Below are 21,962 nucleotides of genomic sequence, written 5' to 3'. Positions count from 1 at the left end.
GGAGGTCGTCATGCAAACTCTCAAGGACTGGATTGTGCGTAGTGGCACGCTGCGGGGGCTGGCGTTGGCCCTGGTCGGCGTATTGTTCCTTCTGGCCCTCGCGATCGCGGCCAGCGGACATCCTGGCCAGGCCGCGCTGATGGTGCTGCCCCTGGTGCTGGCTGGGCTCCTCGTCGTTGGCTTTGGCCTGCGCGAGGCCGCGACTTCCGGTGAACCATCGGGGACTGACTCCCATGCTCCCCGCGTGACCGGGGGCGCCGAATTCTCGGAGGAGCTCGATCAGGCCATGCAGTTCGAGCTCGGGCAGCTGGAAGAAGAACTGACGCGACAAAAGGGACTGATCGCGGATGCGGTCGGGGACCTCAACGACAGTTTTGCCAGCATGCACCAGATCACCGAGCGCCAGATGCAGCTGATGAACAGCAACCTGCAGGCGGAAGGTGGCGACGAAGGCATGAGCCAGACCCAGATCATCGCGGAGCTTACGCGGCGCTCCGACGAGACCCTGCAGATGTTCATTGACACCCTGGTGGAGATCTCGCGCCAGAGTGTCGAGAGTGCGCACCACATGGAAGACATGGGCCAGCACATGGACGGGGTGTTCAAGCTGCTCGACTCGGCCGGGGCGATCGCCGGCCAGACCAATCTGCTCGCGCTGAATGCCAGCATCGAGGCGGCGCGGGCCGGCGAGGCCGGGCGCGGGTTTTCCGTCGTCGCCGACGAGGTGCGCGCCCTGTCGCAGCGTTCGGCGACCTTCCACGAGGACATTCGCGGCCAGATCGATGCCGCCCGTGAGGCGATCGCCAAGGTCACGGGCACCGTGCACGACATGGCCTCGCGCGACATGAACCAGAGCCTGGAGGAGAAGGAGCGCATCCAGGAGCTGTTCGGCTACGTGCAGCGCGCCACCGACGAACTGGACATGCGCATGCAGGAAGAGGCGGAACTCAGCGAGCGCATGCACCAGGCGGTGGCCACCGCCGTGCGCTCACTGCAGTTCGAGGATATCGCCCGGCAGTCCCTCGGCACGGCCGAGGATGCCCTCGCTCACCTGCACGAGCTGCAGGGCATCCTGCAGGAGGCGCGAGCCACCGACGATGCCCATGCGATGGCCGGGCGGGTGCGGGCGTGGCGCGAGGAGCGGCAGAATACGCATCACCGCGCGGTCAGCCAGGAGGGGCTGAGTGCCGGCGAGGTGGAACTGTTCTGAACCGTCGAAGACCCATTCCCCGACAACAAACAGCGAGGAACGCATGAGTATCGAATCCCACTCCAGCGCCGACGGCAAGGAAGTTCGCATTCGCGTCCGCGGCCGTTTCGATTTCGAGTCCCATCAGGAATTCCGCGCGGCCTATCGCAATACGCCCGGCACGGGTATTCGCTACGTAGTCGACCTTTCGCAGACGGAATATATGGACAGCTCCGCCCTTGGAATGCTGCTCCTGCTGCGCGAACACGCCGGGGGCGAGTTTGCCGAGGTAACGATTGCCGGCCCGTCCGAGGGCGTGCGCAAGGTGCTGGATATCGCAAACTTCGGCCGCCTGTTCACCATCCAGTGACGTACGCCTCCGACGCATTCTCGCGGCAGGAGGCGGCTGAAGATCCCCTCAGCGGCGAGGGCCGCGTGCTGGTTGTCGATGATGACAAGCACAATCGCCGTCTGCTGCACATGATGCTGGAAGGCTGCGGCTATACCACCGTAGAGGCGGAGAATGGCCTCGAGGCCATCGCGATCTGTCGGGACGATCCACCGGATCTGATCTTGATGGACGTGATGATGCCGGAGATGGATGGCCTGGAGGCGACTCGCCGCATCAAGGCCGACTGCGACGGGCGGTTTGTCCCGGTCATCTTCCTGACGGCCCTGGACGACGAGCACACGCTGCTGCGGGCCATCGCCGCCGGGGGCGACGACTTTCTTGCCAAGCCACTCAATCTTTCCGTACTCAAGGCCAAGATCCACGCCATGGAGCGCCTGCGCGATCTGCAGGCCGACCTGCGAAGCCGCAACGACCAGCTGCTACGCGCTTCGGCGCGTCAGGCCTGGGAAGAGGAGACCGCCGAAAGCCTGTTCTCGCGGGCCATTACACGCCGCAATCGCGGGCACGAGCGCCTGGGGGTTGGCCACCTGTCCGCGGCCACCTTCAGCGGTGACGTCGTGCTGTCGGACTACACCCCGGAGGGCAGTCTGCGCGTCCTGCTCGGGGATTTCACCGGCCACGGGCTGTCGGCCGCGATCGGCGCCTATCCGGTCAGCGAGACCTTTCACACCCTGACCCGGGAGGGCGCCGCAGACGCCGAGCTGATCCATCAGCTGAACCACACCCTGCATACCTTTCTGCCGCCGACCATGTTCATGGGGGCGGTGCTGATCGGCTTCAGCCCGGATGGACGCCAGGCGCGCATCTGGAATGGAGGCATGCCGGATGTGCGTATTTGTTCCGCTCGGGAGGTGCGCCACGTGGCCTCTCAGGCCATGCCGCTCGGGATCCTGCCGCGTCTGGAGCGCGGGCTGCTGCCGGAGGAACATGCTGTCGGGCCGGACGACACCATCATCGCCAGCAGCGACGGGGTGATCGAGGCGGTGAATGCCGCGGGCGAGGCGCTGGGTGACGAGGCCCTCGACCGGGCCTGCTGCGGCCAGCGCGCCGATTCGATATACGACACCGTCTGGGGTGTCGTGCAGCGGCATGCCGAGGGCACCACGCCGGATGACGACATGACCCTCGTCTGCATCCCTTGTACCTCGGAGGTTCTGCTCGACAGCCCGGTCACAACGGGTGCCGAGAACACCGGAAACCTGCGCTGGTCGCTCGAGCTCGGCGGTCCACAGCTCGCTCGGGCCGACCTGACCCAGGAGGCCCGGAACCAGTTGCGGCACTGGTTCCCGGATCTGGGCGAACACGCCGAAGCCCTGCATACGGTGATCGCGGAGTTGTGCAACAACGCGTTCGAGCATGGTGTGCTGGGCCTGGATTCCTCGATGAAGACCACCGTGGAGGGCTTCGAGGCCTATTACCGTGCCCGCAGCGAGGGCCTGGCCTGCCCGCGTGGCCGGATCGGGATTTCGCTGCATTATCGTCGGCGGGGCGATGCCCACTGCATGCGTATCCGCGTCCGCGACAGCGGTGCGGGCTTCGACCACGAGGCCGTTCGCGCCGCGATCGAGGGCGCGGGGGCCGAGCGGCTGTGGGGCCGCGGCCTGAATCTCGTGCACCGGCTCTGCACCCGCGTGCGGCACGTTGGCCGCGGCAACCTCGTCGAGGCCGAATACTGCTGGTAATCTTCGGGCCGTTTTCGGTCCCGTCGGCATCCACACGGGACGGCCCTGCAGCGTATTCGAGGAGACGGGAGCATGAACGAGACCAACCCCATTCGATCCGCCCTGATCACCGGTAATTCCAGTGGTTTTGGTCTTGGCCTGACGCGTGTCCTGATGCAGCGCGGCGCGAGCGTGCGCGGGATGAGCCGCAGGGGATGTCCGGAATCGGGTGTGGCGGCTGACGAGCGAGCGGATCTGGCCGATTTCGATGCCACCGCCGCTGCGATGGAGCGTCTGCTCGAAGGGGTCGACGAGCTGGATCTGGTGATCCTGAACGCCGGGCTGCTTGGCCATATGCAGCGCATGCAGGACGCCTCGATGGACGAGCTGCGCCTGCTGATGGATGTGAACACGTTCGCCAACAAGATCATTCTGGACGCCCTGCTGCGTCGCAACGTGCGCGTGGGGCAGATCGTGGCAATCTCGTCCGGGGCCTCGGTGTCGGGCCACGCGGGCTGGAGCGGCTACTCGCTGTCCAAGGCCGCGCTGAACATGATGATGCAGTTGTACGTCCACGAGTTTCCCGAGGACACCGCGATCAACGCTCTGGCCCCCGGGCTGATCGACACCGCGATGCAGGACTATCTATGCGATGAGGCCGACCGCGAAGCCTTCCCGGTGCTCCAGCGGTTGAAGGCAGCGCGTGGCACCGAGACCATGCCAACGCCGGAGAAGGCCGCCGAGGCCGTGCTGGCGGTGCTGCCGCGCCTGCGCCAGACGACGCGCGGGAGTTTTGTGGACATCCGGCAGCTGGACTGAGGTAGCCGCAACGCCGTGCGCGCGGTTCAGTCAGCGTCTCCCTGGCAGGAGGTATTCCAGCCGAACCTCCTGAATGTCACGTAAATTTCTCGGAGGGTGGTTGGCTTTTGCCGGAATGCAGGCGTATAGTCGTGATCGTGGTCTGCGGATGAACGGCAACACTAGGAAGTTTCTAGTTTCTGAACCAGTGCTCCCGTTGATCTGTTGGCAGCATCCCGCGACCACATTTGTTAGTTACATTTAAGAGGTTACAAGTTGTGAATACTGGTGTTGTTAAGTGGTTCAACGAGAGCAAGGGTTTCGGTTTCATCACCCCCGATGATGGCGGCAAGGACGTGTTTGTGCACTTCTCCGCGATCAGCGGTTCGGGTTTCAAGACCCTGGCCGAAGGCCAGAAGGTCTCCTTCGAAATCCAGGAAACCGCCAAGGGCCTGGCCGCCGGTGAAGTGACCGCCCTGTAAGGCGCACTTCCCAAGGCTGACGACCCCTCGCGGGTCGTCCAGGAAAGGTCGCCTCCGGGCGGCCTTTTTTGTGTCTGCGTTTCCGTTATTGCGAGGCGTCGAATAACTCCCAAACAGGGCCGGCGCACGCCCTTTTGAACGCTGCGCACGGCCGGGCGTATTCGATGTGCAGTACACTGCCGGCCTTTGTGCATGGACCCGCGCTGCCCGCGATGAACCGCCTGTTCCGCTCCACCGCCGTTGTCAGTGGCATGACCATGATCTCGCGGATCATGGGCTATCTGCGCGACATGGTGCTGGCGGTTACCTTCGGCGCCGGGGCCGCGACCGACGCCTTCTTCGTCGCCTTCCGCATCCCCAACTTCCTGCGCCGGCTGTTCGCGGAAGGCGCGTTCAACCAGGCCTTTGTACCGGTGTTCGCGGAGTTTCGCGAGAAGCGCGGTCGCGAGGCCCTGCGCGACTTGCTGGATCACACCGCCGGCACGCTGATGGCTGTGGTTTCGGTGGTCACGCTGATCGGCATCCTGGCCGCGCCGCTGCTCATCTGGGTGTTCGCCCCGGGGCTCGCCACGCAGGAAGAGGGGCGCCAGGATCTCGCCGGGCAGATGCTGCGCATCACCTTCCCCTACCTGCTGTTTATATCGCTGACCGCGATGGCTGCGGGGATCCTGAACAGCATCGGGCGCTTCGCGGTCCCCGCCTTTACCCCGGTGTTCCTGAACCTGGCGCTGATTGTCGCCGCACTGTGGCTGGCGCCGAGGTTCGCGGAGCCGATCGTCGCGCTGGCCTGGGGCGTGTTCATCGCGGGTGCCTTGCAGCTCGCCTTCCAGATCCCGTTCCTTTTGCGCGCGGGGCTGTTGCCGCGGCCGCGTTTCCGTCGTGCACACGAGGGGGTGCGGCGCATCGTCAAGTTGATGCTGCCGGCCATCCTCGGGACCTCGGTCGTGCAGATCAACCTGCTGGTGGACACCCTGGTGGCCTCGTTCCTGGTGGCCGGGTCGATCTCCTGGCTGTATTTCGGCGACCGCTTCGTGGAGCTGCCGCTCGCGCTGTTCGGCATCGCGATCGGTACCGTGATCCTTCCGCGCCTGGCGCGGCAGTACAACCAGGCCGATCCGGCCGCGTTCGGGCGCACGCTGGACTGGGCGCTGCGCCTGGCGATGCTGGTGGCCCTGCCCTCGATGGTCGGCCTGATCGTGCTCGCCGTCCCGATCCTGGCCACCTTGATCCAGTATCAGGCCTTTACCCAGTGGGACACCTACATGGCCGCGATGGCACTGGCCGCGTATGCGCTGGGTCTGCCGGGCTTCATCCTGATCAAGGTGCTCGCCCCGGGGTTCTTCGCCCGCCAGGACACCAAGACCCCGGTGAAGATCGCGATCATCGCGATGCTCGCCAACATCGTCCTCAACGGTGCATTTGTGCTGCCCTGGTACCTGTCCGGTATCCCGGGCGCGCACGCCGGACTGGCGCTGGCTACCTCGGCCTCCGCCTACATCAATGCGGGTCTGCTCTATCGCGGGTTGATCCGCGAGGGGATCTATCAGCCGGGGCCCGCGTTGAGGCGTCTGCGTGCGGGGCTGCCCGTCGCGCTCGGGGTGATGGTCCTGGTGCTGGCTGTTCTCTCGCCGTCATTCGGGCAGTGGACGGACTGGACGGTGAGCACGCGCCTGTTCGCACTGACCGGCCTGATCATGGCCGGGGCCGGTGCGCTGGTCCTGACGCTGCTGGCCGCAGGGCTTCGGCCCCGACACTTCCTGTTACGGGAGGCGAGCGAATGATGCCGGGACTTTGCCTGGCGGGTTATACTTGCGGTTTTGCTCGGGATCGGGGCGATGCGGCTGATTCGCGGCCTGGGGCCGTCCGACAGCAGGGCTTCCACGGCAGCGGCCGTGCATGGCGCGGTGGTGACCATTGGCAACTTTGATGGTCTGCATCGTGGCCATCAGGCTGTTCTGGGGCGCCTGCTCGAGGCGGCGCAGGATCGCCAGGCGCCGTCAGTCCTGATGACCTTCGAGCCGCTGCCGCGCGAGTACTTCGGCAGCCGGCCCGAGGCCCCGGACCCGCCCGGGCGCCTGCAGCGCCTGCGCGACCGCCTGATCACGCTGGGGGATACCGCGCTCGAGGCCGTCTGGATCCTGCGCTTCGATGCGAAACTGGCCGGCCTGTCGGCGACCGCCTTCATCGAGGAGGTGCTGCACCAGCGCCTCGGCGCGCAGCATGTACTCGTTGGGGACGACTTTCGCTTCGGCCGCGGCCGCGAGGGGGACCAGGCCCTGCTGCGCCGCGAGGGCGAGCGCCTCGGCTTCAGTGTCGAGGGCACCCCGACGGTCGCGGATGCCGAGGGCCGGATCAGCAGCACCCGGGTACGCGCGGCGGCGCTGGACGGCGACTTCGCGCGCATGGCCGAACTGCTGGGGCGGCCCTACCGGTTGCACGGGCGGGTCGCACATGGCGACAAGCGCGGCCGCACGATCGGTTTCCCCACCGCGAACCTGCGCATGGGGCCCTGGCCTCTGGCGCTGCGCGGGGTCTACTCCGGCTGGCTGCGCCGTGCATCGGGCGAGGCCCTGCCGGCGGTCGCCAATATTGGCTGGCGTCCGACGGTGGCGGGCACCGAGCAGCGTCTGGAGGCGCATGTGCTTGAGGGCAGCCCCGACCTCTACGGCGAGGCCGTGTGCTTCGAACCGATCGCGCGGGTCCGCGGCGAACAGCGCTTCGAGGGGCTGGACGCCCTGTGCGCGCAGATCGCACTCGATGTCGAGACCGCCCGCGCGCAACTCTCCGAACACGACTGAAACCGGCCCGCAGGGCCGATCCGGAAAACATCATGGCACGCAAACCGGCACCGCCGAATCCCTACAAGGACACCCTCAACCTGCCCGAGACCGCCTTTCCGATGCGCGCCGGCCTCGCCCAGCGCGAGCCGGAGTGGCTGGAGGCGTGGAAGGCGGAGGATCGCTACCACCGTCTGCGCGAGCACTGCGCCGGGCGCCCCCGCTTCGTGCTGGCCGATGGCCCGCCCTATGCGAACGGTTCGATCCATGTCGGTCACGCGGTCAACAAGGTCCTCAAGGACATTATCGTCAAGAGCCGCACCCTGTCGGGCTTCGACGCCCCCTACGTGCCGGGCTGGGACTGCCACGGCCTGCCGATCGAGCTGAAGGTCGAGCAGAATCTGGGCAAGGCCGGCCGCGACGTGGACGCCGCGACCTTCCGCAAGGCCTGCCGCGAGTATGCGCAGGAGCAGGTCGACGGCCAGAGCACGGACTTCCAGCGCCTCGGCGTGCTGGGCGACTGGGACCATCCCTACCTGACGATGGATTACCAGGTCGAGGCGGACACCGTCCGCGCGCTGGGTCGCATCTTCAAGCGCGGCCATGTGCAGATGGGCGAGAAGCCGGTGCACTGGTGCGTGGACTGCGGCTCGGCCCTGGCCGAGGCCGAGGTGGAGTACGAGGACAAGATCTCGCAGGCGATCGATGTGCGCTTCCGCGTGGTCGACGACATCGACTTCCTGCGCCGTTTCGAGGGGGCCAAGGACTCGCGCGGCCCGATCAGTGTGGTCATCTGGACCACCACGCCCTGGACGCTGCCGGCCAACCAGGCCGTGGCCCTGCACCCGGAGCTGGACTACGCGCTGGTGCAGCTGGACAACGAGCGCCTGTTGCTGGCCGAGGCCCTGGTCGAGGACTGCCTGGCGCGCTACTCGCTGGGCGAGGGGGCCGTGGTCGCGCGGGTCAAGGGTCAGGCCCTGGAGGGCCTGATGCTGCAGCACCCGTTCCTGGAGCGCGAGGTGCCGCTGATCCTGGGTGACCACGTAACCACCGAGACGGGTACGGGCGCGGTGCACACCGCCCCCGGACACGGCCAGGAGGACTACGCGGTCGGCCTGAAGTACAGCCTGCCCGTGCACAACCCGGTCGGTCCAGATGGCCGCTTCCTGCCGGATACCCCGCTGTTCGCCGGCGAGAACGTGCACCAGGCGAACGGCCATGTGATTGACGTGCTGAAAGAGCACGGCGCGCTGGTCGTGGCGGTGAAGTTCGAGCACAGCTATCCGCACTGCTGGCGGCACAAGACGCCGATCATCTTTCGTGCCACCCCGCAGTGGTTCATCAGCATGGAGCGCGCCGAGCTGCGCGCGGACGCGCTGAAGGCGATCGCCGAGACCCGATGGATGCCGAACTGGGGCGAGGCCCGCATCCACGGCATGGTGGTGAACCGCCCGGACTGGTGCATCTCGCGCCAGCGCAACTGGGGTGTGCCGATCCCGTTTTTCGTTCACCGCGAGACCGGACGGCTCCACCCGCACACCCCGGAACTGATCGAGATGGTGGCGCAGCGCATCGAACAGGCGGGTATCGAGGCCTGGTTCCAGCTCGATCCGAAGGAGCTCCTGGGCGACAAGGCCGATGACTACATCAAGCTGAACGACACCCTGGATGTCTGGTTCGACTCCGGTGTGCTGCACAGCACGGTGGTGGAGAAGCGCCCGGAACTGGGCGGGTTGCCGGTAGACCTGTTCCTGGAGGGCTCGGATCAGCACCGCGGCTGGTTCCAGTCGAGCCTGCTGACCAGTGTCGCGATGCGTGGCGAGGCCCCGTACCGGGCAGTGCTCACCCACGGCTTCACCGTGGACGAGAAGGGCGAGAAGATGTCCAAGTCGCGCGGCAATGTGGTCGCGCCGCAGGAGGTCGTCTCCACCCTGGGCGCGGACATCCTGCGCTTGTGGGTCGCCGCGACCGACTTCTCCGGCGAGATGGCGATCTCCAAGGACATCCTCGACCGCACGGCCGACGCCTACCGCCGTATCCGCAACACCACGCGCTTCCTGCTGGGCAACCTGAACGGCTTCGATCCCGCCGAGCATGCGCTGGAGCTGGACGAGCTACTGCCGCTCGATCGCTGGATCGTCGCGCGGGCCCTGCAGGTGCAGGAGCAGGTGACGAAGGCCTACGACGACTACCTGTTCCACCAGATCTACCAGCGCGTGCACAACTTCTGCTCGGTGGAGCTGGGGTCGTTCTACCTGGACGTGATCAAGGACCGCCAGTACACCACGCAGGCGGACTCGCGCGCGCGGCGCTCCGCGCAGACCGCGCTGTACCACGTGGCCGAGGCCCTGACCCGCTGGGTCGCCCCGATCCTCACCTTCACCGCCGAGGAGATCTGGCAGCTGCTGCCGGGCGAGCGTCCGGACAGCGTGCTGTTCGCCACCTGGTACGAGGGCCTCGCCCCGTTGCCAGAGGGTGCCGAGTTCTCCAGCGCGGACTGGGACGGCATCCTCGAGGTGCGCACGCATGTCGCCCGCGCGCTGGAGATTGCGCGCAACGAGCACGGCATCGGGGCCTCGCTGAATGCCGCGATCGAGGTCTACCTGCCGGCGGGTTCCGCCGCCCATGGGCGCCTCGCGCGTCTGGAGGACGAACTGCGCTTTGTGCTGATCACCTCCGAGGCCCGGCTGGTGGACGGAGCCGCCCCCGAGGGGGCGCATACCGCCGAGCTGGAGGATGGCACCGCGATTGGCGTGGTCGTCCACAAGAGCGAACACGCCAAGTGCGTACGCTGCTGGCACCGCCGGCCGGACGTCGGCCAGCATGACGCCCACCCCGAGTTGTGCGGGCGCTGTGTAACCAACGTGGAGGGCCCGGGCGAGACCCGGCGCTTCGCCTGATGGGGCTGGCGCAATCGGGTCTGCGACCGGGGCTGTTGATTGCGGTCGTGGTTGTGCTGCTGGACCAGGTCACCAAGTGGTGGGCGGAGAATGCCCTGACCCTGTACGCGCCGGTCGAGGTGACCTCGTTTTTCAATCTCTCCCTGGTCTATAACCCGGGCGCTGCGTTCAGTTTCCTGGCCGGTGCAGGGGACTGGGGGCGCTGGTTCCTGTCCGGCGTGGCGGTCGTGATCGGGTTGCTGATCCTCTGGTGGCTGGCACGGCTGCCGCGCCAGGCGCGCTGGTCGGTCACCGCCCTGGGGCTAGTGCTGGGCGGCGCGGTCGGCAACCTGATCGATCGCATCGCCCATGGCCGGGTGATTGATTTTCTCGATTTCCACTGGGCCGGTTATCACTGGCCGGCGTTCAATGTGGCCGATATGGCCATCGTCGTCGGCGCGATCACTCTGATCGTGGCAACTTTTATTGAAGGCGACCACAGCGGCTCGCCGACGGATTCGCGGGGGTAAGGCATGACAACGGTAACCAAGGGCGCGACGGTGGAGATGCACTACCGCCTGATCCTGGACAGCGGCTTTGTCGTGGATGGCACCGACGAAGAGACCATCCGCCTCGAGGTCGGGGCGGGCGAGATCCTGCCGGGGCTGGAGGACCTGCTGGTGGGTCTGGAGCCTGGCGATCACCGGGAATTTGCGATCGAGGCCGGGGCCATGTTCCCGTTGCGGGACAATGCGGCGGTGCAGACGATGCCCCGTTCACAGTTTCCGGCGGACATGCCGCTGCAGAAAGACTACATTTACGAATTCACCAGCCCGTCGGGGGATGCGGTCCCGGGCCGCATCGAAGAGGTCGGCGACGAGAGCGTCACCGTGGACTTCAATCACCCCCTGGCCGGGCAGTCGTTCACCTTCGAGGTGGATGTGGTATCGGTTAGCGAACCTCAATAGTTCGCGGGAGCCACTATGAGTATGCAGGTCCAGCTCGCCAATCCGCGCGGTTTCTGCGCCGGGGTCGAGCGCGCCATCGAGATCGTCGAACGCGCGCTGGAGATCTACGGCGCCCCGCTCTATGTCCGTCACGAGGTGGTGCACAACCGCCATGTGGTCGGGCGCCTGGAAGGGGCCGGCGTGAAGTTCGTCGAGGAGCTGGACGAGGTCCCTGACGGCCAGGTGGTGATTTTCTCCGCCCACGGCGTGCCCAAGCGCGTGCAGCAGGAGGCGGAAAACCGCGGCCTGACGGTGTTCGACGCGACCTGCCCGCTGGTGACCAAGGTCCACCTCGAGGTGGCGCGCTATGCCCGCGAGGGTCGAGAAGTGGTGCTGATCGGCCACGCCGGCCACCCCGAGGTCGAGGGGACGCTCGGCCAGTTCGATGACTCCCAGGGCGGGCGCATGATGCTGGTCGAGACCGTCAAGGATGTCGCCAGCCTCGAGGTCGCCCACCCCGACCGCCTCGCCTTCGTCAGCCAGACCACGCTGTCGATGGACGACACCGCCGAGATTATCGACGCCCTGACCGCGCGCTTCCCGAAGATCGAGGGTCCGCGCAAGATGGACATCTGCTACGCGACCCAGAACCGCCAGGATGCCGTGAAGGATTTGGCGAAACAGTGCGACCTGCTGCTGGTCGTCGGCTCGAAGAACAGTTCGAACTCCAATCGCCTGGCCGAAATCGGTGCCCGCCTCGGCATCGAATCCTATCTGGTCGACGGCGCGTCGGACATCGACACCGACTGGCTTCAGGGCAAGCAGCGTATCGGCGTGACCGCCGGCGCCTCCGCCCCCGAGGTCCTGGTCAACGAGGTGCTGGACTTCCTGCGTGCCCAGGGGGTCGAGGCGGTCTCCGAGCTGTCCGGTCGCGAGGAGACCGTCACCTTCTCCATTCCCTCCGCCCTGCGCCGCGAATCCGCCTGACCCGGGACCGTTATCGCGGGGCGTGCCGCGCCGTGGCGATTTCCGCATGGGGTCCCAGTGCCGGATCGGCTATGCTCGGCGCTGCACCCCGCTACCCTTCGTGATCCCGAGACACGCATGATGGAACGCCCCCGCTTTCGCCTCAGCATTCGCTGTCCTGACCAGCACGGGATCGTCTCGCGCATCGCGGCGGCCATTGCCGATACCGATGGCTGGATCACCGAGGCTGCGCAGCACACCGACGACGAGGCGGGCTGGTTCTTCATGCGCTGGGTATTCTCGCTGCCGGCCGAAGGCGAGGCCCTGCTCGAGCAGCGGCTGGCCTCCCTGGCACCCGAGCTGCGCATGGACTGGTGGCTGAACAACGCCGACACGCGCCCACGGGTCGTGCTGCTGGCCTCGCGCGAGCCGCATTGCCTGAGTGACCTGCTCGCGCGCTGGAGCGCGGGTGAGCTGGCGATGGAGATCCCCGCGATCCTCTCCAACCACCGCGACCTGAAGCCGCTGGCCACCTGCCACGGCATCCCGTTCGAGCACATCCCGGTGCCGAAGGTCGATCGCGAGGCCGCCTTCGCTACGCTCCAGGAACGCCTGGCGGCCCTGGCACCGGAGACCATCGTGCTCGCCCGCTATATGCAGATCCTCCCGCCGGGACTGTGCGCGGAATACCCCGAGCGCATCCTCAACATCCACCACAGCTTCCTGCCCTCGTTCGTCGGCGCCCGCCCCTATCACCAGGCCTTCGCCCGCGGGGTCAAGCTGATCGGCGCGACCTGCCACTATGTGACCGACGAGCTGGACGCCGGCCCCATCATCGAGCAGGACGTCACCCGCATCCGCCACGACGACGGTGTGCAGGATCTGATCCGCAAGGGACGCGACGTCGAACGCTGGGTCCTCGCGCGCGGCCTGCGTTATCACCTCGAGGGCCGCGTCCTCACCCACGGCAACAAGACCGTCGTCTTCGACTGACGACCGCCGGCCGGACCCTTCCTGTGCCGGTATCCGGCTGTTCAATCCAGCGGCTTGTTCACGAAGATTGAACAGACCCAACGCCGTCCTCTGCACCGCAGCGCCCCCGGCGCGACGCCGGGTGGAAACCTCGCGCGCGGCCGGAAGCCGTGCGGGCCTTCCCACCGACCGAAACGGCCCGGAAGCACTGCAAAACTTGGCACCGTGCTCATCAGGGAGCCGGGCCGGAGGGCCTGGAAGCATGGTCGCCGGCGTCCTGCGCGGAGGCTGGTCATGCACAATAGCGCCCGGCAAGCCGTATCCAGTCCGGCAACCCACTGAAGGTCGTGCTCGACTGTCCGGCCCTTGAGCCCGCACTCCCAGAGCAAGAGGATCCCCCAGCCGGCATTCAGCGGCGCTTCGCGGGTGCGGCGATCGCGTTCAACGTTGGCGGCGCATCTCCCAAAAGCGCCCGATCTGCTCGGCGCCCGCCGTCAGGGTCGGTTCGTTACGCAACTGGGTGTCCCGGCCCGGGGCACATCGGAACCGATCAACCGCTGCACCTCCTTAACAGCACATGAGAACCGCCCTTGGTCGCGAGGTAAACCGGCCATGAAGGTGGTCTACTTGCCCCCGCGTATAGTCAAATTGAAGCGCTGCAAAAGAGAGCCCCGCCGGCCGGCTCGGCGAAATGCGGCTCAATGCTCATAGCATTATGGATCGAAAGAAGACTGTTTCAATTCCGACAGCATCGGTCGCTATTGCCACTGAGCACTGACCTTCGGCCAGGATGATCACCAGTAGCCCTTACGGCCATCGCGATCACCCGGTTCGAAGTGGGTGTATGGCCCGACCTGCTCGCCGCCCGAGTAGTCCGCATATCGCTCCAGGCTGCCATCGTCACGGAAGTGATACCGCCGACCCTCAATGCGACCCTCCCGATAGGACTCTTTTCGCCGAACGTAACCGTGCTCGTTCAAGACCCGCCATTCACCAACCCGGTTACCCGCATCATCAAACCGACCCTCGCTAAGCTCCTGGGCCCAACCGTCTCTGTAGCGCCACTCGCCCACCGAAACACCGCGATCGTAGGCCCCCCACTGCAGGCGTTCGCCCGATTTGCTTTCGAGAACCCACTGGCCATGCCGATGCCCCTGATCGTCGTAGCGGCGGGTCAACACGCCCCCTTCTTTCGGCTTCTGCCAGGTCCCCACCCGCTGTCCGTCCAGCCGCTCTCCCCGGGTTTTAACGGCTCCTTCGTCATCGAACAGCCTGATCGAAGCCCAGTTGCCGGTGTAGGTCTCGATCACCTCTTCCACCAGTTCCTGCTCGCTAAACCGGCGAATGCGGCTGCCCGGGCCATGGGGCGTATCCCAGGGCTCCACCTTACGGGAAAATTCACCGCTATCGTCATAACGGCGCTCCACCACAAGACGGCCCTGGTCGTAAAGCCGGAAGGCCACCTTGTCACCGTCTTCGTTATAGCTTCGCCACTCACCTACACGTTGGTCGGCCTCGTACTGCCCCTCCTCGGCGAGTACGCCATTGTCATGGAAACGCTGGTGCTTGCCCTCCCTGTCTCTCGCCTGATAATGGCTCTGGGGCAGGCGCTCGGCCTCATGGTGGTGACCCTCGTTTTGAGCAGCGGGCTGGTCATCGGCAACGGCGAGGGACGGGGCACCGGCAAGAAGGACGGCGGCAAGCAGGACGGCGCCCAGCCGGGTTTGGATGCCATGTTTCATGATCAGGGTTCCCTTCGCCTGCTTGTTCACGGAAGCGGCGGCAGCTCGCTGGTCCAACGACGGTCGAGGGTTTCATCGCGGGCCACGCGCTGTTCGACACCCACGGCCTCTCCCATCACCCTGATGTAATGCTCCTCCTCCAGGTAGGCTGACAGGCTGGCCTCTGCCAATCCGCCTGCCAGCTCTTCCCGGCCATTGGGCAACACCCCCAGGGCCTCCCCCTGGGCGTCCAGGAAACGGTAATCGGTGAGGAGTGTGCGCATGGCGAGATCCTCATCGAACTCGTCACCAAGAAGCGCGCGCAGGTCCACCATCCAGGGGCGGTCATCCAGAGCGTGCCGGACAGGCACCCATTCGTCGCCGCCGCGGCAACGCAACCGCGACTCGACCTCCAGGTCGTAGAAGTACTGGTGATGTCCATCTTCGGTGCGCAGGGTGTAACGCTGCCTGTGCGGCAACTGCACGCCCTCATCACCGGACCACCAGGTGCTCCTCTCCGGCGTCCAGACCAGGGCGCGTCCCTGAACCTGCGCATCGTTCTCCACGGTGAGCCGACAACGGAGCTGCTGATCGCCGCTGAGCACCACATGCAGCTGATTGCTTTCTTCTCCGAAAGGCACCGGCTCACCGCCCGGGTCCGACAGCCGCCCGTCTGCCGAACCGAAGTCCTCTTCGGTCTGGTGGAAGAGAGGCCTGGAGCCGGGGGGTGGGACATCCAGGTCTGCCAGGCGCTGCTCCCGCGTCATGTAACGCAGCGAACGGGTGAAGGCCGGCTCATCCGCATGGCTGTAAACGGGCAAGGTCAGCTGCTCCGGCGGTTCGTCGAAGGCGAGATGGAAGCTGACCCGCTGGTATTCATGGCGTATCGAATCCAGCATCACAGCCTCCTCGAACCCGAACCATTCTGGCAAGGCATCGGGCTCGGTCCTCAGCAGCATTCCTCTTGCACCCGGAGCCGGGCTGATCCACCAGGGATAGAGCTGCCCCGGCCCACCCCAGTAGTCCACCCGGTACTCGCCGGCGGCATCCAGGGCCGTCACCTTGAACCGCGCTCCGCCTGTCTCGACCTCGCGGGTTTCGGCCTCGTCATCAAGGCTTATTTCAACTTCATGTACCGTGACCGGGTGCCAGGCGGCCTCCGCCTGGATTGCCTCGACCGCCTGAAGCCGGTCGGTCATATCCTGCCAGCCCAGCGGATGGAGGGTATGCACGGTGCTCATTCGCCGAGAATCATCGAACCCGTACTGCATCGTCGGCGGCGAGGAATGAACCGCCAGATCCACCTCGTCTCCGTGCTTGTCCAGCAACCGCAGGCCGGAAACCCGCATCTGACCGAACGTCTGGACGCTTTCCGGGTTGATCAGGTGTTCGAGCTTCAGCTGAAGCTCGCGACCGTTGTCGCGGTCGAGCACGCCGATATCGGAGGGCCAAACTTCATCGGCACTGGCCGCTGCGTCCTCTGTGGCAGCGCCATAAGGCTCCCATAGCTCTGCCAACTCCGGCTCGAGGCCGGCATTGTGTCGGGCCAGGTCAAACATTCCTGGCAAGTCATGCTCCCAGCCCTCCGGCACCATGGCCAGGCTTTGCCTGACACGTCCGCTGAACCGGTCCTCTTCCATGTCCGTCTCGGACACGGCGAACAGGCGCTCCATCCATCCGGTCTCCCGGTCGAGCACCATCACGCCAAAGACCCTGTCACCCTGTCGCTCCGCCTCCACCAACACGGTGACGTGACTGTCGGACACCTCCGCAACCGTGACGCCCAGTTCAGGCCATTCGCCCCATCCGTCCATGGTGAGTTCGGCACCCTCCTCCGCCGGCAAGGCGGTAAGGAGCCCGGGCTGCCCAAGCTGCTCCTCCAGATCACCCATGACCTCGGAGATATGGGGATGCTCCTCCTCGAACTGGGCCCAGAGCTCACCGTCGGCGGCCCGGAACCCGGTCATTCGCCCTTCTTCGGGGTCTAGATCCGCCAGGAAGCCTGCAGACATGATGTTCCCAAGCACCGACAGGTCGCGGGAGCCCACCTCAACACTACTGAACAGAGGGCCACGGCCGTCCCCGGCCATGAAGTAGAGCGGGATCGTGCGGATGACCAGACCGGCGTCACCTTCCTCGACCCGGTATCTCACCAGCATCTCGGTCGTTAACTGCTCAGTCTGGTTACCGAACGGTGACTCGACGTCGGCTTCGACCAGCTGGACCACCTGGAAGGTACGCTCGTCGCCGGCATCCGGCTGGAAGCGGACCTTGTCATCATCGAAGGGATTACACGCGGCGAGCAGACCTGCGCACAGCACGGGCAGGGCATAACGGTACTGCATTCGAAGTCCCTTTCAGTTGTCGTTTCAGCACCGCTTGGGTTGCGGCATATTGGTTCGGGCTCCAAATGGTACTCGTAGTGCCATGCGTCAATGCACCGACAAAACCAAGGCTTATTCAGCGCTTTTGAACGGGATCACTTTTTCCGTCCGTGGTGGCACCGCTCTTGGCGCTCCGACACCCGCCAACCCCGTTCATCCTTGCCGAGAACGGGACCTCCTCGGTAAAGGACGCTCCCTGTGGAGACGCACCTGGATGCCGCCAATCGTGATCGTCTGTTCGAGGAGCATGCCAGCCTGCTGGATCGCAAAGACTTCGACTAAGCGGAAGCCGGGGCGCACATCCTCGGTGCGGACCTGGCTTCGCTTATGGCACCGGCGCCCCGGGCCAGTGCCATCGAAATCCTGGCACGGGAGACAGCACCAGACGGACCACTCCAGCTTGCCGGCATCAGCCTTCCGCAACCGGTAAGGCCCACGCCGAACGACCCAGTGGTGTGGGCCGCGACGTGGAACGCTGGGCCCCCGCCCGCGGCCTGCGTTATCACCTCGAGGGCCGCGTCCTCACCCACGGCAACAAGACCGTCGTCTTCGACTGACCGCCTAGCCGGGGCTGAGTCTGGCCCCCCTTCTTGCCGCCGCACGGCTGAGTTATTGCATGCCCGGAAGGCCCGTCGGGCCGTGCTCTGCGCGCTATTCTCTAGAGGGTTGGCAACAGGGCTGGAGGGCGCGGCATGTGGGGATGGGGACACCTTCTTGGGGGCCTTCGATGGCCCGTTCGTTACCGGCGCCCGCGGGCCCCGTTGTGGATGGCGATACCGCTTGCGCTGCTCGCCCTGGTAGTTGGGCCGGGCCCCGCGCTCGCCGATCCGCTGCCCGATACGGCCGAGCGGGTGAAGGCCTCGGTCGTGAGTATCGCGACCTATCAGCCCACCCGCAGCCCGCGCGCCCAGTACCTCGGGACCGGCTTTGTGATCGACGATGGCCGTCTGGTGGTCACCAACGATCATGTCCTGCCCGGGAGTCTGGACCAGGGCAACCGCGAAAGGCTGGTGGTGGTCAGTGGCCAGGGTCGGGACAACACGATCCATCATGCCGAGGTCGTGGCCCGTGCCGCGAGCGATGACCTGGTCCTGTTGCGCATCGCCGCGCCCTCCCTTCCCGCGCTGCAACTCGGCAACTCCAGCCGGGTGCGGGTCGGAGAAGAGGTCGCGTTCACCGGCTACCCCATCGGCATGATCCTGGGGCTGTACCCGGCCACGCATCGCGCGGGCATCTCGGCGATGACCCCGATGGCGATCCCGGCGCGCCGTGCCGCGGAGCTGGATGACAGCCGCATACGCGCCCTGCGCAATGCCCCGCCAATGGTCTTCCAGCTGGATGCCACGGCCTACCCGGGCAACAGCGGCAGTCCCCTGTACCGCAAGGACACCGGCGAGGTGATCGGAGTAATCAACCAGGTCTATGTCCAGGGCGGGCGGGAAGCGGCCGTGCGCAATCCGAGCGGGATCACCTACGCCATCCCATCGGACCGTATTCGCCCCCTGCTGGAACAGTACCGCTCGCGGGCGGGCGATTGATCAGTGTTTCCCTAACCGTGCTGTTCCGGCTGCGGCTGGACTGTGGCCGTCTCCGGTTTCTCGGCGAGAAAGGCCTTGTGGAACAGGTGTCGCGCCAAAAGGCCGGTCGGCATCTTGAGCCAGTGCCCACGCAGAAACAGCATGCCCCGTGCGACCGCATCGCGGCGCGGGGTGACCGAGCCGGCGCGCGTGTGCAGCCCGTGCACGAACGCCCAGCGGCCAAGTCCCCGCAGGGCAATGCCCGCGCGTGCCCGGGCCAGCCGTTTCACGGGCTCGGGCGGGATCTCGGTCAGCAGTAGTCGGTTCGTGGCCCACAGCGCGCGTTCCGCCATCCAGGCGATGTTCTGGGCCTCGGCTTCCGCGACGAAGTGTTCCCAGAAGGCGTCGCCGTCACGTGCACTGAAATGGCTGAGCAGCACATGGATGTCGTAGAGGTCGCGCAGGCCCCGATCCCATTCCGTCTCCGAAAACAGGTGCACGATTGCGTGGAGTACCAGGTGCGCCGGGCACAGGATGCGGAAGCGGAAGGGTTCCGGGAGCGCCTGGCTTTGCTGCCGCAGGCGTGCGGGATCGGGGTGGCCGCGGAAGGTCTCCGGCAGGATGTTGTGGTGCAGGTCCAGCGTGGTGCCGCGGTTCTGGTGCACCAGTGGCGGCAGTTCGTGCATCCACTCGCGGTAGTAGCGCTGGTCGTAGACATTGTGGTGCGTGCCCGACCAGCCCTCGAAGAACAGGAGCTTCTCGGCCCGTTCCACCTCGTTGCGGGGAAAGAGCAGGTCGATGTCGTTGGCCAGCCGTCCACGCGCATTCGGCAGCCCGGCGGCCAGGTAGGCCGCCCCTTTCAGCGCGACACCCGGACTCATCCGCGAGAGCAGCCCGTTGTCCAGGCGGCGCAGTTCCCAGGCCAGGGCCTGCGAACGGTGCTCGGCGATCAGGGCGGCGCCCCAGAGGTGGCTGGCCACCGGTTCCGGCAGGCCGTCCGCCAGGCCCGCGTCGTCCGCGAGGTGCCAGAGCGTACCCAGCAGGGCGCTCTCGCGCGCGGCCGCTAGTAGCGGGGCCCATTCGGCCGTCGTGCGCTCGGCCATGCTCTCCGGCCGTGCCAGGGCCAGGCGCAGTGCGGTGTCAGCGTCCATCGGCCAGCCTGTTGATCTGCTCTATAGCCTCGTCCAGACGGCTGTAGGAAAAGTCGAAGCATGCGGACTGTTCGACCAGTCGTCCGGCGCTGTGAAAGCCTCGTGCACCGAGGGCGGCGTAATTGAAGGCATTGGCGATCAGCTGCATGAACCCGGAACCCGCCGTGCGCGGTTTCAGCTGGGTAGAGGCTCCTGGCTGGTAGTGCGGGAACACGATCCACCCGGGCCGGGCGGTCTCGTGACTGCGGCGCACGGCATCCGTCGGCGGGCGCATGTGTGCCACGGCGCCCTTCAGCGTGTCCGCGATCGGTGTGCTGAGAACCGCCGAGGGGCAGGCATCGCGGATTACGCGGATCGAGTCGTTTTTCAGGCTGACCGGCCGCGCGGGTCCGGAAACCTCACTGGAGGCCAGGTCCACCAGTACGGACTCGTCCGTCAGCAGGCGCCATCCGTGATGCGCCAGGGCTGCGCAAAGCGTGCTTTTCCCGGAGCCCGGCGGGGCGGGCAGGACCAAAGCCTTCCCGTCGCGTTCCAGGGCGGCCGCGTGCAGCACCAGTCGATGCGGCACCTGGTTGGCGATGCACCAGTTCAGTCCCCATTCGAACATCGGATAGGCCTGGTGGTAGGCCAGGGGCTTGAAGACGCTGCGACGGTCGGCGAGAAACAGGACCTGGGGCCGATAGAAGCGGCGGTGGGAACGCGGCGCGCGCAGCTCGCAGTGGAAGTCGTAGAAACTCGAGTGGTCGGCTACTTCGAAGTCCCGGTACAGCGACTCGATACCCCGGGCCACGCTGGCGATCGGGCTCTGGATGCGGCTGGTGAAGGGGCCAGTGCGCAGATAAAGGCCACGGCCCGTCAGGCTGCGCTGGAGCCGGGCCTGTCCCAGATCCGCGATCCGCATCAGGGGCGTTCCCGGATCAGATCAGCCGATTGCAGGCTCGACAGCCAGCGCTCCAGTTCGGCCTCCGCGTCTTCCGTCGACAGGCCCAGGTGTCGCGCCAGGGCGGCCTCGTCCATCGCCGTGCCCTCGCCCAGACCGCCCATCAGTGCGGCGGCCGCGGGTGTCAGCAGGTGGGTGGTACCGGCCCCGGGGTGAAACACCACGCACTCCTGCCCCAGGGTGCGCTGTTGCAGCCCGTCAGTCCGTTGCCACCTGCGGCGCGACATATCGTTCCCCCTGGGTTCCGGCCATTACGGCGGCCATTACGGAATGAATGGCTCAGGCGGACCCCCAGCTCGGGAGGCCCATGGTGTTCTCCAGGAACCGATACACCTGCTCGGGGTACAGGCGGTCGCCGCCATCAGTCTCGTAGTGGCCATGCTCCAGGGTGTCGGTGACGATGTCCCGGACCAGGCGTTCGGAGAGCGGGTACCCGTTGGTGTATCGGGCATTCAACAGTGCGGCGGTCCCGTAGCGGATCACTTCGCGTTCGGCGGCCCCCTGCACATCCAGCACGAACACCGAAGCGGAGACGGCCCCGATCATGGTGAGGTCCCCTTCCTCTTCCTGGAAGCCCCGGCTCACGCCCGGGAAGCCGTAGTTCGAGTCGAACAGCACGCCGGACTCCACCGCCAGCCGCCATTCCGGATGGCTGTGGAAGGAGGCGCTGTTGAACAGTTGACCGCCGCCGCCACGGCCCTGGCCACTTACATTCTGTGAAAGACTGGCATGCGTCGGGTCATAGCCCCCGCTCCAGTAGTCGGGGGAGTGGCCGCCGCAGTCCTGGGGACCATCGTGGCGCGACACATTGCCGGACGCCCAGCCCGAGGGCATGCAGTTCGCACCGGCCGCCTTCAATGGCGAGGCATGCAGGGTCATCAGCAGAGGGGTGGCCCCGAGCATCGCCCGGCTCAGACGCCGCCGATTGTGGCCGTGTGTACCCAGCCCCTCCTGGCGCCGGCTTGAGTCCTGGTTGTCGTTTTGTTCCATCGTGTCCCTCCAGAATTTTCGGGACCGGGCGTTGGTTGGATCGGTATCGCGTCCAGGGAGACGCGGACAATCCAGACTCCTGGTTTGATACTAGTCCGGGTTACCCGGGTCCTCGCATTCCGTCGCGATATTTTTTATTGCCGCACGTATTCGCCGCGACAACCAAAACACAGAGC

19 protein-coding genes and 1 pseudogene are annotated in these 21,962 nt (G+C 66.2%); 14 read left to right on the top strand and 6 right to left on the bottom strand.

Features of this window, described 5'->3' with window-relative positions:
- Window positions 1-10: 10 nt before the first annotated feature.
- The 12 genes from F466_RS0101900 to purU all read left to right on the top strand — a co-directional run bounded on the left by F466_RS0101900 (window position 11) and on the right by purU (window position 13,104).
- Window positions 11-1,210 (top strand): methyl-accepting chemotaxis protein, encoded by a 1,200-nt coding sequence (locus F466_RS0101900; RefSeq protein WP_018993337.1) that lies wholly within the window; start codon window positions 11-13, stop codon window positions 1,208-1,210.
- Between the two features lie 43 nt (window positions 1,211-1,253).
- A complete protein-coding gene (locus tag F466_RS0101895) occupies window positions 1,254-1,559 on the top strand; it encodes an STAS domain-containing protein (protein WP_018139555.1) in 306 nt (101 codons plus the stop codon).
- Entirely contained in the window at window positions 1,556-3,283 is a 1,728-nt protein-coding gene (locus F466_RS0101890) for a SpoIIE family protein phosphatase (RefSeq protein WP_018993336.1), read from the top strand. Before F466_RS0101895 ends, F466_RS0101890 begins: the two co-directional genes overlap by 4 nt.
- Before the next feature lie 72 nt (window positions 3,284-3,355).
- Window positions 3,356-4,081 (top strand): SDR family NAD(P)-dependent oxidoreductase, encoded by a 726-nt coding sequence (locus F466_RS0101885; protein WP_018993335.1) that lies wholly within the window; start codon window positions 3,356-3,358, stop codon window positions 4,079-4,081.
- A gap of 257 nt (window positions 4,082-4,338) precedes the next feature.
- Window positions 4,339-4,542, top strand: coding sequence for a cold-shock protein (locus F466_RS0101880; RefSeq protein ID WP_012983920.1), 204 nt, complete (start codon window positions 4,339-4,341; stop codon window positions 4,540-4,542).
- A gap of 212 nt (window positions 4,543-4,754) precedes the next feature.
- Window positions 4,755-6,323, top strand: a complete 1,569-nt coding sequence (gene murJ, locus F466_RS0101875) for a murein biosynthesis integral membrane protein MurJ (RefSeq protein WP_026296396.1) — start codon at window positions 4,755-4,757, stop codon at window positions 6,321-6,323.
- A 54-nt stretch (window positions 6,324-6,377) separates the two neighbouring features.
- Window positions 6,378-7,340 carry a bifunctional riboflavin kinase/FAD synthetase gene (locus tag F466_RS0101870; RefSeq protein WP_018175044.1) on the top strand — a complete coding sequence of 321 codons (963 nt, stop codon included), beginning with the start codon at window positions 6,378-6,380 and terminating at the stop codon, window positions 7,338-7,340.
- A gap of 32 nt (window positions 7,341-7,372) precedes the next feature.
- Window positions 7,373-10,219: an isoleucine--tRNA ligase gene (gene ileS, locus F466_RS0101865; protein ID WP_018139550.1), complete on the top strand. Its 2,847-nt coding sequence runs from the start codon at window positions 7,373-7,375 to the stop codon at window positions 10,217-10,219.
- Window positions 10,219-10,728: a signal peptidase II gene (lspA, locus tag F466_RS0101860; RefSeq protein WP_018993333.1), complete on the top strand. Its 510-nt coding sequence runs from the start codon at window positions 10,219-10,221 to the stop codon at window positions 10,726-10,728. Before ileS ends, lspA begins: the two co-directional genes overlap by 1 nt.
- Window positions 10,729-10,731: 3 nt before the next feature.
- A complete protein-coding gene (locus F466_RS0101855) occupies window positions 10,732-11,166 on the top strand; it encodes a peptidylprolyl isomerase (RefSeq protein WP_018139548.1) in 435 nt (144 codons plus the stop codon).
- 15 nt (window positions 11,167-11,181) lie between these two features.
- The gene (ispH, locus tag F466_RS0101850; protein ID WP_018993332.1) at window positions 11,182-12,132 is read left to right on the top strand and encodes a 4-hydroxy-3-methylbut-2-enyl diphosphate reductase; all 951 of its coding nucleotides are present in this window, start codon (window positions 11,182-11,184) and stop codon (window positions 12,130-12,132) included.
- Between the two features lie 117 nt (window positions 12,133-12,249).
- Window positions 12,250-13,104: a formyltetrahydrofolate deformylase gene (gene purU / locus F466_RS0101845; RefSeq protein ID WP_018993331.1), complete on the top strand. Its 855-nt coding sequence runs from the start codon at window positions 12,250-12,252 to the stop codon at window positions 13,102-13,104.
- Window positions 13,105-13,877: 773 nt separating this feature from the next.
- Here the strand turns inward: purU and F466_RS0101840 are convergent.
- Both F466_RS0101840 and F466_RS0101835 read right to left on the bottom strand, forming a co-directional pair.
- A complete protein-coding gene (locus F466_RS0101840; protein WP_026296395.1) occupies window positions 13,878-14,855 on the bottom strand; it encodes a hypothetical protein in 978 nt (325 codons plus the stop codon).
- Window positions 14,852-17,149, bottom strand: coding sequence for a hypothetical protein (locus tag F466_RS0101835; protein WP_018993329.1), 2,298 nt, complete (start codon window positions 17,147-17,149; stop codon window positions 14,852-14,854). Before F466_RS0101835 ends, F466_RS0101840 begins: the two co-directional genes overlap by 4 nt.
- 497 nt (window positions 17,150-17,646) lie before the next feature.
- Here F466_RS0101835 and F466_RS13615 point away from each other — a divergent pair.
- Together F466_RS13615 and F466_RS0101820 are read left to right on the top strand one after the other, a co-directional pair.
- Window positions 17,647-17,745 (top strand): annotated as a pseudogene (locus F466_RS13615) (formyltetrahydrofolate deformylase); the annotation flags it as partial.
- Between the two features lie 210 nt (window positions 17,746-17,955).
- Entirely contained in the window at window positions 17,956-18,726 is a 771-nt protein-coding gene (locus F466_RS0101820) for a S1C family serine protease (RefSeq protein ID WP_018139542.1), read from the top strand.
- A gap of 11 nt (window positions 18,727-18,737) precedes the next feature.
- Here F466_RS0101820 and F466_RS0101815 read toward each other — a convergent pair whose 3' ends face one another.
- Genes F466_RS0101815 through F466_RS0101800 form a run of 4 tightly spaced genes read right to left on the bottom strand, consistent with a single transcriptional unit; the run spans window position 18,738 to window position 21,786 of the window.
- On the bottom strand, window positions 18,738-19,856 hold the full coding sequence (locus tag F466_RS0101815) for a nucleotidyltransferase family protein (RefSeq protein WP_018993328.1): 1,119 nt from the start codon (window positions 19,854-19,856) through the stop codon (window positions 18,738-18,740).
- Window positions 19,846-20,757 carry an HprK-related kinase A gene (locus tag F466_RS0101810; protein ID WP_018993327.1) on the bottom strand — a complete coding sequence of 304 codons (912 nt, stop codon included), beginning with the start codon at window positions 20,755-20,757 and terminating at the stop codon, window positions 19,846-19,848. Before F466_RS0101810 ends, F466_RS0101815 begins: the two co-directional genes overlap by 11 nt.
- The gene (locus tag F466_RS0101805; protein ID WP_026296394.1) at window positions 20,757-21,023 is read right to left on the bottom strand and encodes an HPr-rel-A system PqqD family peptide chaperone; all 267 of its coding nucleotides are present in this window, start codon (window positions 21,021-21,023) and stop codon (window positions 20,757-20,759) included. The genes F466_RS0101810 and F466_RS0101805 overlap by 1 nt, the downstream gene beginning before the upstream one ends.
- Before the next feature lie 52 nt (window positions 21,024-21,075).
- Complete coding sequence (locus F466_RS0101800) at window positions 21,076-21,786, bottom strand: hypothetical protein (RefSeq protein WP_018993325.1); 711 nt, start codon at window positions 21,784-21,786, stop codon at window positions 21,076-21,078.
- Between the last annotated feature and the right edge of the window lie 176 nt (window positions 21,787-21,962).

It is taken from the genome of Thioalkalivibrio sp. ALgr1 (assembly GCF_000378285.1).
Classification (GTDB): domain Bacteria; phylum Pseudomonadota; class Gammaproteobacteria; order Ectothiorhodospirales; family Ectothiorhodospiraceae; genus Thioalkalivibrio.
This window is presented reverse-complemented; position numbering and strand designations above follow the sequence as displayed.